This is a genomic window from Rudanella paleaurantiibacter, assembly GCF_009184635.1.
Taxonomy (GTDB): domain Bacteria; phylum Bacteroidota; class Bacteroidia; order Cytophagales; family Spirosomataceae; genus Rudanella; species Rudanella paleaurantiibacter.
In genome coordinates this window covers 122,396-135,276 of sequence record NZ_WELI01000015.1, presented here as the reverse complement: position 1 = coordinate 135,276, position 12,881 = coordinate 122,396, and the positions used below count along the sequence as shown (strand labels likewise).

5 protein-coding genes are annotated in these 12,881 nt (G+C 44.2%); all 5 read right to left on the bottom strand.

The annotated features are described in order from the left end of the window. Window positions 1-85: 85 nt before the first annotated feature. On the bottom strand, window positions 86-472 hold the full coding sequence (locus F5984_RS24660; RefSeq protein ID WP_152126822.1) for a transposase: 387 nt from the start codon (window positions 470-472) through the stop codon (window positions 86-88). Between the two features lie 132 nt (window positions 473-604). Continuing rightward, a complete protein-coding gene (locus tag F5984_RS24655; RefSeq protein WP_262884522.1) occupies window positions 605-814 on the bottom strand; it encodes a transposase in 210 nt (69 codons plus the stop codon). Between the two features lie 405 nt (window positions 815-1,219). Further along, window positions 1,220-5,548 carry a PAS domain-containing protein gene (locus F5984_RS24650; protein WP_152126820.1) on the bottom strand — a complete coding sequence of 1,443 codons (4,329 nt, stop codon included), beginning with the start codon at window positions 5,546-5,548 and terminating at the stop codon, window positions 1,220-1,222. A gap of 1,160 nt (window positions 5,549-6,708) precedes the next feature. After that, a complete protein-coding gene (locus tag F5984_RS24645; RefSeq protein WP_152126819.1) occupies window positions 6,709-7,146 on the bottom strand; it encodes a response regulator in 438 nt (145 codons plus the stop codon). Window positions 7,147-9,028: 1,882 nt separating this feature from the next. After that, entirely contained in the window at window positions 9,029-12,439 is a 3,411-nt protein-coding gene (locus tag F5984_RS24640; protein WP_246169355.1) for an SdrD B-like domain-containing protein, read from the bottom strand. Between the last annotated feature and the right edge of the window lie 442 nt (window positions 12,440-12,881).

Below are 12,881 nucleotides of genomic sequence, written 5' to 3'. Positions count from 1 at the left end.
GGCCCTTGATGGCCGCTTTTTTGAAGGCTTCGTAGTCGAAGGAGTCAGTCATGAGTAGGAAATTAGGAAATTGTTTTCTTCCCTTCTATTCAAACCCAATCTTGACACAGTTTAAAAAGCAGTCTCGTTTAAGCATAATTCGGATCATCGCTATTTGAATTATGGCTTCTGAGAATTTGACCGACCGCTCGTAATCCACACTCAACAGCCGATGTTGACTCAGCCATGTAAACGTACGCTCCACAATCCACCGCTTGGGTAACACCACAAACGTTTTCAACCCAAACGGCTTTCGCACAATCTGTAACACCCACCCATACGTCTTCTTGACCACCGCTTCAAACTCCCCACCATAACCTCCATCTGCAAAGATGACCGCCAGCCAGGGAAACATAGCTTTGCGGCTCCACAGCTGTGTCAAAACAAAACCCGCTCCCTGCCGTTCGTCAATGTTGGCTCGGTAGTCCACCACCGCAGTAGTAGCCCTAGTGTATCCACCAGAATGTGGCGTTTACGACCTTTGACTGGCCGCATCAAAAACCCGTTGGCCGACCACACTAGTTGGTTTTCACACTTTGGCTATCGAGGTTAGCCACTGAGGGACTCAGCTTGCGCTTGGCCTTTTAGCGGATTTCGCCCGCAGGGCATCGTTCAGCTCCCGCCAGATGCCCGCTTTGCGGAATTTGGCGTAGTAATAGTAGACGCTTTTCCAGGGTAGTAGATCAGTGGGCATCAACCACCAGGGGTTATACCCTTTGACCACATAGAAAATGGCATTGAGCACTTGGCGCAGTTCATGTTTTCGTTGATGGATAAGCAGTTCTTAGATAATTTGCCACAGTGCCGACTGCCCGGTGGGAGTCAGTGAGGGAAGTAGTATACATTGGTCGTGTGTTGTATCGACTAACTTGCTAGCTCCTTATTTCATTCAAAATACCATTTTTAGACAGTCTCTAAAATAGTGAATTATTATCTCTACAGTTTAGCGATTACCAGATAAATAGTTCAAGTGTTTCCGTAAACGAGTTTACTTGAACGGATTATGAAATATATCGTAGCTTAAGTGCCGTTGACATTAAGAAACTCCACAAAAGGATAAGCCGGTGAAACACCCATTATATACTTAAATTCTTAATGCAAAATACATTAATATATTTTGCATTAAGAATTTAAGACTCATAACCCTACCAAACATTTGGATTCTTATTCACCCATATAGTTAATCATCAGACTGAGGGAGATATACGATAAAAGTACTTCCCTTCCCTGGTTGACTACGGGCCGTGATAAATCCTCTATGATTATCGATTACCCGTTTACAGATCGCCAATCCCATACCGCTGCCTTCATATTGTGATTTTCCTACTAAACGCTGAAACATGCCAAAGATCCGATCAAGATACTGTTCGTCAAATCCGATGCCGTTATCAGTTATAGTAAATTCATAATAGCAGGGAGTGAGCTGGTGTGTATCCGGGCGGGAAGAGATCAAGGTAAGGTCTATTTGCTCAACAGGAATCACTCGGCAATTCAGAACGATTTCAGGTGTCGTTCCTTCCGCAACATATTTAAGTGCATTGCCAATTAGATTAGAAAATAACTGCTGTATCTGAAAAGGATCTGCTATAATCGTAGGTAATTCCCGAATAGTTATAGATGCGTGGGTTTGCTCGATAAGCAATTCAAAGTCACTCAAAACGGATTTAATCAACTCTGATATTGCGATAGGGCGTTTGGGTTGCTGATGAGTACTTAAGCGGGAATATGACAACAAATCTTTTACCAACTGGGACATTCGCTTAGCAGCGTTCTGCATACGGTAAAGCAAATCCAACCCATCTTCACTTAATACCTGCCCGAATTGTTTACTTAAGATGTCTCCAAAGGACTGAATTTTTCGTAACGGTTCCTGCAAGTCATGACTGGCTACGTAGGCAAATTGCTGGAGATATTCATTACTCCGGCGCAACTCACCATTAACATTCATTAGTTCGGCCGTCCGTTGAGTCACTTCTTTTTCAAGCTGTTCGGCAAATGTTTTCTGGTGGTGAATATGAATGCCCGTCCCAATAAATCCAATAAAGCTCCCTTCATGGATATTAGGAACTCCTTTAAATAGGCACCACTCATATTGACCCGTTGCGGAGTTCTTTACCCTACTCTCAAATGAGAAAGGTTGCTGATTTTTAACAGCTTCTGTAAAAGTCTCATAAACTGTAATCAGATCATCAGGATGAGTTAACCCTTCCCAGATGTACCCTGAGAACTCCTGCGGACTTGAGAGTCCTAAATAAGTCACCATAGACCAGTTGGCATAATTTGCCCGAATTTGGCTGTCAACTCGCCATACCCAAACAGGAGAATCGTCTGACATTCGTCGGAATAAAGCCTCACTTTCCTGGAGGGCCAATTCTATTTGTTTGCGATCTGTAACATCATAATTGATTCCTAGAATCTGAATGGCTTTGCCTTCCGTATTATAGTTTATAGTTGCTTCAGCAGCTAGCCACCTAATTTTATCTTCAACTTGTACACGTAGGTCGTAGGTTAGCTGCGTTTTTCTTTGGGCGATAGCTTCATCGAGCACCGTTCTAGTTCGTTCATAATCTTCTGGAACAAGGCGACCCGTCCAATCAGTAAGATTAACCAAACCAGTAACCGTATTCAGGAGCTCTTTTAGAATGCCTGTGACGTGTAGTTTATTTGTCAAAAGATTCCACTCAAAAAAACCCGCCCGCCCCACTTTCTGCGCTAGTTCAAGGCGGAGAGAGCTCTGTTTTTGATCTGTAAAGTCAGTTGACGAACCCACAAAACCATATAATTCACCAGTAGGATAAAAACTGGGGCGAACCCGTACTAAAAACCAATGATATATCCCATCATAGCGACGCAAACGGTACTCTACGTCAAAAGCTTGCTGGTGTTGAAGCCCATTAGCGAAGGCTATTCGCGCTTGTTGGATATCATCAGGGTGCACCCAATCCAGCTGGGAAGCTTGGTAGTATTGCTTTTCAGTTATTCCAAAATATTGCAGCACACACTTGTTCGCATATTTAGATGTCCCGTCCGGGTGTAAGGCCCAAACCATCGTTGGTGTAGCGTCTGCAACGATACGAAAACGCGCTTCGCTCTCTTCAACTAAAACATGGGCCTGCTTCGTTGCTGTAATATCTGTAGCTGTGGTGATAACTAAACGAACGCATCCAGTCTCATCTAAAAGGGGAGTGGAATGCAACATAAGCCATTTTGTGGCATTGTTATTTTTCTCCACTCGTTTAACGACTGCTTGGCTCTCTCTAGCTGTTTGGAAGGCCAGGGAGGTGCATGTCTGGTCGCTAGACAAAGGGTTATTATTCTCGTCAAAATATAAGAATTTCTGGTCTGCCATTTCTAAAAGAAATGGCAGACCAGTGCCTAATTCGTTGTACTCGCCTGTCAGTTGATGTATATTTTCGCGAGCAGCCCGATTGCTTAGTCTTATTTGTCGGGAAGCATCGAATACATATACTTCTGCCGGAATATTTTCAATGGTAAGCTCCAGTTGTTCACGAAGAGAATTGATTTCTGCTTCCGCACGTTTACGTTCTGTTGTTTCCTCTACTACAACAGATACAGCAAAGGTATCACCCTTTCCATTTTTGAGTGGATACCAACTTTCCATCCAGTAGCGCTCCTTGTTGGGTTCCGCTTTTGTGTAACCGTTCAACTCTATGTTTAGTAACGGTTGGCCAGTCTGAAACACGTGCTGTAAAATGGTGCTAACCTGTCCGGCTAAGTCTGGAACAATATCAGTGATTGTATTTCCCAAATGCTCCTCGATAGATAATCCATTGATTTCAGCTAACCTATCGTTCGCACGAAGAAACCGAAGCTCTCTGTCAACGACAGCCAGGCCCATGGGGGCATTCTGATAAATATTTTGAAGTTCGTCGAATTGCTCCTGTAATTCCTTCTCAAGTTGTTTTCGTTCGGTTATGTCCGTAGCTACACCCAAAATTTGTATTGGAGTTCCTTGAATATCTCGTTGAAAAACCCGGGCTCGGTCATACAACCATATCCAATTACCACTCTTGTGCTGCATTCTGTATTCAGCGGACAGAACATCATTCTCCTCCTGTTCCAGGAATTGTTGGAAACGCTTATTAGCATCCGATATATCCTGAGGATGTAAGAGAGTAGACAAGAGGGCGTCACCCTTAGCGGAGATTTCTTCAGCTGTATACCCTAGTATGTCAGTAATTTGGTTAGATACATATGTATTGGAGCGCGTAGTTAGATCAAATATGTATGTTAGTGAAGGCGATGCTTCCAGTACACTTTGGGTAAATTTTTGTTGATTTAAAAGGGCTTGTTGAACTTCCTTTTTTTGGGAAATATTTTCGGATACACCTATGAGTCTAACTGCGTTCCCTTCTGTATATTCTACAATTCCCTGTACCTGAAGCCAAATTGTTGACCCATTAATAGGATGAATAATTCTCTGTTCGTATGCGATTTTATTTACCTCTCCTTTCAATACGCGACTGAACAACTCCTGGACCTCATGACTATCTTCAGGATGATTAAATCGTTGGGCATCAGTCAACGTTTTGGGTAGGTAGTCAGATGCTATACCAAGGATGCGGGCTGTATTGTCAGACCATATAGACTGACCTGTTTGCAGATCAATCTCCCAAAAGTACATATTACCGGCTTCCATAGCCAATTGTACCCGTTTTTGGGATTGGCGTAATTGTTCTTCGGTTAATTTCTGCTCGGTAATATCGAAGTTAGTACCTATAATGAACTTTATTTTTCCATGTTGATCAAAACAAGTACGTGAACGAGCCTGAATCCAACGTAGTGAGCCATCCTTACGACGTATACGAAATTGATACTCATACTCGCCCGCTGACGTATTATGGCATTCAGTCAAATTAAGTATGCGAGATTTGTCTTCTTCAAACAGAAAAGAAAAAAAACTACTGAAATTTCCTCCAAATTCGGCAGGTTCTATTCCATATATATTCAACTGTTCCTGGCTCCAGGTAAGCTCGTCTTTTTCGACTTCCCAATACCAGGTACCTACATTTCCGGTATTTATACTTAAAGCGAAATAATCGTTTGTTGGATTTAGAACGAACTTATTTGAATCATTAAGTTTTGGGGCTTCTACGTAGCGACTAATGGCTACACCTTGGAGAAGTATTTGAATATCCTGACTATAAGCTGTTTGAACAGGCGTTGCCGTCCATTGAAAACATTCACGTTGACTTACACCCTCGATATTATTATACGTTCGATACTCAGCCAGCATAGCTGGTTGGCCACTCAGGTATGCCTCTTCGATAAGACTCAATAGAACTGTTTGACTGTTACTTGTCCATACATCTTTTACAGTTTGCCCTACAGTCGAACTCTTCAGGTCATAGACGTTTTCAAATATGGGATTAGTATATATCAATTTCCCAGAAGGATGACTAACTATAGCAATAGCGAGAGGTGATTTGTCGAATAATTGATTGGCAGTATAGCGCTCGTCTGATAGTGGTATCTTCTTGGCCGGCATTTTAGATAGTAACTATTTTGAAGTTATTTACTGATTCTTAAAGGTATAGGTAAAATTAATAACGCGGTGTTGCGTAGGATAAAAGTTCAAGATTATTCTATTACGTCTATATGTAATATGCTGAAGGGCTAAAAATCTACACTTTGGTGGATGCCATATGAGCAGCACAGGCAAATTAAACTCATTAACGAACCGATGGTATTTATAGCTATTGATTCGTATTTTTAAATACATACTCATGTATATATTAATTCACAAAATCTTTCGTACATTACGACTAACAATGGCTATGCGACTGGAGTAAATTGAACACCCTGCTATCTCGTTTGAATATCATCTCGATTCTAGTAGCACCTGTTAGGATCCATCATGGTACCACTGACGAAATTAGTTATAAACCGTCCTAACATTTACAGGTATACCCTGTAGCGGAAGAGTTATTTTGGTGCAAGTTTGCATTTGACGATTAAATTATAGCGCCAATAAAAAAGTATGTCCCTCGACGCACGAATCATCGATGTCATACCCTGTGCAGATAGAGCAACGATCGCACTCGAGACCCGCGACCCTTTGGGAATTCCGGAGCTATTCAAAATGGAGATTCTCAACCCAACTCTACTGCCTAACGTCGGTGATCTACTTTTGGGTGATTCTGGATCAGCCCGTATCTTCTCAGGGGGTATAGAGTACCCATATAAACGGCAGGCCTACACAAAACTTATTCAGGACTGGTAGTTAGCCAACGATACCAATAACCGTAAACCCCAAATAGCCCCCCTTTTGACTTTTTAGGTGCACAGTCTTAAAAAGAAACTCACCCTTCATCGAAGGGTGAGTTTACTAAACGCTAGTTAATATAAAAGCCAGGTATTCCAGTGATAAACGTGATAACAAATTCGGCTTAGTCGCCTAGCCCCATCCTGTCAATACCAGCCATCCTAACACAAAGCGGAAGGTTCACGATTGATTGAGTTATTGACTATTCCATTTCACAAGAATATAACTTACTACCGCATCAAGATGGTTATAAACATGATTAAACGGCCCTTTTAGCACAATGCGTACAAAAAATCCCAACTTCTTTGAGTTGGGATTTTCTCTTTTTCCATTTAACTTAATCCTTATATCTGTACAGATCCCCTTTCGATCATAATATTCTATCAAATCATCAATACTCGAATTGACAGCAGCGTTGCTTTCCAATAGTCGGTAAAGAGTTTCAACGTATGCGCCCACCCTTCAAATGTCTCTGGTTTCGGCAAGTAAGAGTTAACGCGTGGGTGCTGAGAGGCCATTGCAGCCTGAAAGTCCTCCTGAGAGGCTAGGGCCACAATAGGCATCAATTGGGTACAAGGGTAATTCCGAACTAAGTCGATTACTAAGGGTCCGTTTAACTCACCCTCGTACTTCAAATCTAGTAGAAGTATGTCGAAAAAAGGTATCGTGGCCTTATCCAGAATGGCTACCAATTCATCCTGGCTACTAGCTACCTCTAAAACAGAAATAGGGTCAACCCTTTGCAGAGTATTCCTTATGAGTTGTACGGTATTACTGTCAGATTCAACCAGTAAAATACTAAGTTGTTTATTGTTATTCATACATTCGTTTTCGACTTAGTTGTGAAGCATGCACCAGCAATAGGTCTAACGGTAAGCAGAAATCCGCCTTCAAAGGCGAAGGCGGATTTACTCACTACTTACACTTAAAAATAACACTAATGAGATGCAAGTGCAAAACTACTGACAGACATTTGATATTTACTCACCAGTAAGCTATAATGTACAGACCGGTAGATAACTATCTGACCTACAGTATTATTTCACGATTTGTGTAGTGCAATCAGTGCTCCGGATTGACTCAAGCCGACGGGAATGAGTCAATCCTCCATGTACCAGCCAAATAGCTTATCGTATTCTCCCATTCCTCTATTACTTCGGGCATTTGACGAAACACATCTCCATATTTTTGATATGGAGATGGTACGAACCGATCATTCCCTTCGTACGTGTAAGCGATAACAGGCGTCAAATGCGTTAGATCATAGGTTCTGATCAGATTAGGCACCGGCAGCCTATCGAGTTTGCTATTCGGGATTGTATCCAGTATAAGTAGGTTTGGCGGTAGTTTAATAACACTCTCCAGATGAGTGACTAACTCCGTTCGACTACCTACCATATAAATTTTTATTTGAGCGTCAACTTTGTGCAATGCATCTTTGATTGCCCTGAAAGTTTCAAAGTTTTTATCAATGATTAAAAAGGTCATTCGGGTATTCAAATACATACATCTAATAGTTATCAGAAAGGCCGATTAAATGCTCACAATATTATTCACTAAAAAGACGACAATATCACATAAAGATAGTGTCGTCATATAGATATTTCCTATTGATCTATTCGTAAATCGATTGATTGGTTACTACTCAAAAATGACGACATTAAACATTGACAATATTTTATTTATCCTTAATTGCATATTAAATCCATTCATCTAATTTTACACATATTCTAAGTAGTTTATCTGCAAAAGAAAGCTACCTCTTGGATTACCTGCATACCCTAACCCATATTATATCTTCTCACTACTAAGCTGATCAACTTTAATTTATCATTTTAGTAAAAGAAGTTTGTATAACTGGAAACCCGCTTGCTTGAGTGGGTTTTCTGCTTTTATAAATAGTGTTTTTTGTCTATAGGAAATAGCTAATAATACTTAATTGTATGTTTTTTTATAATACACTATTTCCAAAGTGAATACATTGACAATTTTGCAGAAAAAGAGTTATTAAAAGGAAAAATGAACACGTTTTATCACCTTAATCGGTTTACTTAAATTAACAGAAAACTAAATAGTATATAGTTTCTGATCGATTGTAACTGTATACTTGCAAAGTATTTATATGCATACCTTTCAAAGGCATGTTGTCCATTCTGTGGTCAATATCATTTTAAGTAGCATACATTCTTTACGACTGTCCATCTTAAGATAGCACTTGAAGGGAAATAACATTTATCAAAAGTAGCTGGCAAAGCCTGACGTCCTTGATGTCAGGCTTTCTGATTAATAAACCTTTATCCCACGTATTAAGTATTTCGGAGTAAAACTGGGTCTGATTCACTTTGAGTGATCCGTACAATTTCGGAACAACAAGTAGTTCTTAATGAGTCGAAAAAATACCTCTGCGCGAATAGCTGGGTCTTTGCTCGGGTCAACTCAGCTCGGTACTGCGTAATTTCATGAGAGAAATTGACTGGCTTGGACTGTCCCAACGCACGTTTTAAGTATAATTCAGAAAGACAAAGCAATAAATATACAAAGTAGGTAAACGTGACATCATGAGGAAGATTGTTTTTGTTTATGCAATATAAGCTACTACAAAGTACAATAAGAGATCAATACAAGTGGACCTGGCTCTACTTACTGTAGCTTAAAAGAAGATGATAAAGTGAAGGCCCGCAATAAGCGGGCCTTCATTAGTAATTACTTAGCTCCTCCTTTTGTCTTCTTTATAACTATTGGCACACATTTAGGTGCTGGACAAACACAGGTAGCTAAAACCGTAATAACGAAATCTTGCTGGCAGACCAGTTCTGTGCTCGTGGTTAGGCGAACTGTATATACACCCACCCCCAGATTGTCAGCTAGTAACCCACCTATTGGCACGTTACCCTGAGCCAGTACTCGTTCAGTATCAAACGTTGTTCCTGTCGATATTTGATATAGGAGCCCCGCTCCTATCGATGCGGATGCCAAAGAAGCCAGTTTTATCTGCCCGTTCGAGAGCGGTACATTACCCTGGCAACTCGGGGCTACAGCCAGAGCTGTAACCGGTGGAAATGGAACAGCCTCAATGACTACAGGGCAACACGACCCATCGGTACACGCACCTTGGCTACCAACTACACTAACCCGATACTCACCCGCCTGTGTCGCCGTGAAGCTGTTCAGTGGCCCGTCGTAAACGGGTTGGTTTTCTCCTAATCGAAACCACTTGTAGCGAGAGTATCCAGCCGGAGCAGTCAGCAGGATAGCAATCGGATTATTATCACATACCAGCATGGGAACTGAGGTACAGACCGTAGCCGTTTGCGACGGAATTTTGGCGGTGTTGTATACAACCCCATCGGCAGCTACTGACGCGGTATATACAAGTGACACAGTAGTACTGGCGGGCAGCGCTGGCAGTGTCCAGACGCCCCCGGCCGGGGTACTTATGAAACTACCCCGCGAGGAGGTAGCTGAACTTGGTACAAAAACTACTCCCTGCATCACATCGGTCACACTCACTGGTTCAGAAGCGCCCAGACCTACATTAGCTAGCACCACCGTGTATGTCAGCAGATCACCAAGCCGAGCGCGGCTAGTACTTACCTGCTTCACCAATACCAGTTGCGCAGGCTGTTCCACCGCTGTTACTGTCAGACTGGCTGAACCAACACAACCAGACTGTGTGGTGCAGGTAGCCGAGTACACCTGTGATGATCTATTTGGCATAACTGTCGCAGTATTTCCGTTCAGGTTGGCGGTGTTGTCTGACCAGCGGAGTGTGCCGCCCGTGCAGCCCTGAGCGGTTAGCGTTACAGTGCTACCGGTGGTGACCGTTCCCGAAGGAGTTTGCGTCAGCGTAAGGCTGGGTAGCGGGTTAACTGTTACAGTCCCTGTCGTGCTTATGCTGGTGCTAGTGCAGATAGCAGTGTAAGTAAAAATGGCCGTCGTTGTCAGACTGGCCGCCGTACTAATCGTTAGTACATTGCCGTTAACAGAGCCTCCTCCTGCAAATAACACCGACTGAGGGCAGCCAATAGCGGTCAGGCTAACGGTTTGCCCGGCGCAGACGGTGGCCGAACCAAGCGTCAAACTGGCGCAGAGCGGAGGAGCTGTGTACCCCACCGAGGCTGACCCACATCCGGGCAGCGTAACCAGCAGGTTGTGGGCACCGGTGCCACTGCGAAGTCCAGTCAGGGTGAACGGTGCAGAGGCTTGCCCTGTTGTAATGGCTAAGGTAGCTGAGGTGGTTCCGTCTGTCAGGGTGGCTGTACCCGCTACAGCGCTGGTCAGACTAAGGGTACCCGACAGCGCGTACTGGTTTGTAGTCGTGTTACAAACGGGGGGGGGTACTGCTACACTGACTGCACAAGGAGCGGCCGCGCCGGTCAAACACAGATTATCGAGCTTAACGTAGAAGCTGGAACCTACTCCGTTCCCACTTACCCCGCAAACGCGCACTTGAGCAGTACCGGCCTGAGCAACACCTGACAAGCTATACGGGCCACCAAAGCTGTTGGTATTCTCCAAAATATGGGTAATGGAAAAAGAGGCCGGTGTGCCAAGTACCGCACTGTTGCTGTTAAGAAATGAGAGCGTGACCCGCTGCCCGTTGAGCTGATGCACACCTGCATAGAAAGTAAGTTGGTAAGTGTTTCCCGCCGTGGCTGATACTGACTGGCAAAGCGTTCCTCCATTGTCGCCCGAAAAAGCAAAGGCGTACCCATCAGGCGCGGCAAAACCCGCATTTGGGTTGTTATCGGCTGTACCGCCCGTCCAGCCGACAGGTGGACTCTGTAGTGTCTGACCGACCGGTAGCACGGGTAGTCCCTGCTCGAACGATGGGTTCGTAAGCAGGTTTGTTCCAACACAGGGAGTTGCGATGCAACTCGTCGGTGACAGATACGTCAGGCTCTGGGTACCGCAGTCCGTTGTCGAGAACGAAACCGATACTACATGCTGACGTCCACCGCTGACCAGCCCCGTCAGAGTGAAGGGTAAGGTTACTTGTCCAGCTGATACGGATAGTACCGTCGCTACGGCCGGGGTATTGGCCCCATCATCGATAATTGTTAATGAACCGCCGGGCGTAGCTGTGAAGGTAACCGTACCCGTTACAGCGTAACGGTTGGTAGTTGGGTTACAGGAGCCAGGCGTAGCCGTGAAGCTCAAGGCGCATGGCACATAACCAGCATCATAGGAGAAATTATTCTGGCCCGCCTGCCCCAGTGTAAAGACAATTACCCCAGCCGCTGTTGGGTCAGAATCAATATAGTCAGCGCTGGTGCCGGTGCCCGCATTAGGCTGGCTACTAAGAGCCAACCCACTAGCTGATGTTGGGAAACACAGACTATAACTACCGCCATAGGTGAGGTTGACGCCGTAGTTGTAGCCGTTGCCATCGGTTCCGGCTGCATTCGTAAAGTAATATTCACCCTGCGCGTTGGTCGTTACAGTACCTATAGTTGTGCTATTTGGGCCTTTAAGAGTTATTAGCACCCCACTAATTCCTGGCTCAGCCGCGTCCTGAACCCCATTATTATTCAAATCAGACCATACGCGATTACCGATTTGAACAGGGGCAGCATCACACAACGCTTTGATCACTCCCAAGCCATTGGCTTTGCCATAGGTAATGCCTCCATCACTGTTCGAATCATATAATTGGGCGCGTCTTACGCTGGCGCCTGTTGTATTGTCGAACCAGCCAAAACCACCCGTAAAGACATCGAAGGGGTCCATGATAGAAACAATCGTCTGATTAAGTCCAGGCACAGAAAATCCACTGCCCATACCCGTTTCTTCGTGGATGGTACTGTAATTTTCACCGAAAAAGAATTCACCTGAAGGGCTGCTGTAGCCATTGCTTGTTGGGGTGCCTGGTCCCTGCCCATTATTGCTACCCACGCTGGCCAAAGGTCCCAAAGTAGCGTTTTGTTCTAACACCCAACCGGTCCCCGTATAATTAGCCCGCAGTAAATCCCCGCCAATGTATCCATTGTATAGGGTGGGATTACTACCTGCGTCAGTTGTATTACGCTGCTCATAGCCTAACTGATGGCCACTTCGGTCGCTAAAGGCTACTATCATATCACCATCATCAGCGAAGGTGATATCCGTAATCATAGGCTGTGGGCGCCCTACCCGGACGGCTCCGCTCGAAATAGTGCCTCCTATATTGAGCTGATTGAATTGTGTTACCCAGGTTTCCCAATTATCCCCCAAATTACTGTCGCCAGTATGTACTTGCCCTTTTGAATAATTTAGTCGAAAGCTTAGTACAGGAATTGAAGGAATTGCGGTAGCCCCTTCGTTCATTGCATAAATATGGGCGTACAGATCGCTCGCGCTGCCTCCGTTTTCGCCTGTACAAACCATACCAATAAAGACCTTACTATCCTGAACAGTGACAGCGAACGGACGGGCCACACCACGATTACAGGCTGGATCAGGCAAGTTAATTTGAGTCAGATTGGCTCCTGACAGCGACGTTGCCGCCGGATTGCCAATTTTTAAGGCTAATAACTTCCGGTTGAATAGATCGACAGCGTAAAGAACGGTTCCATCG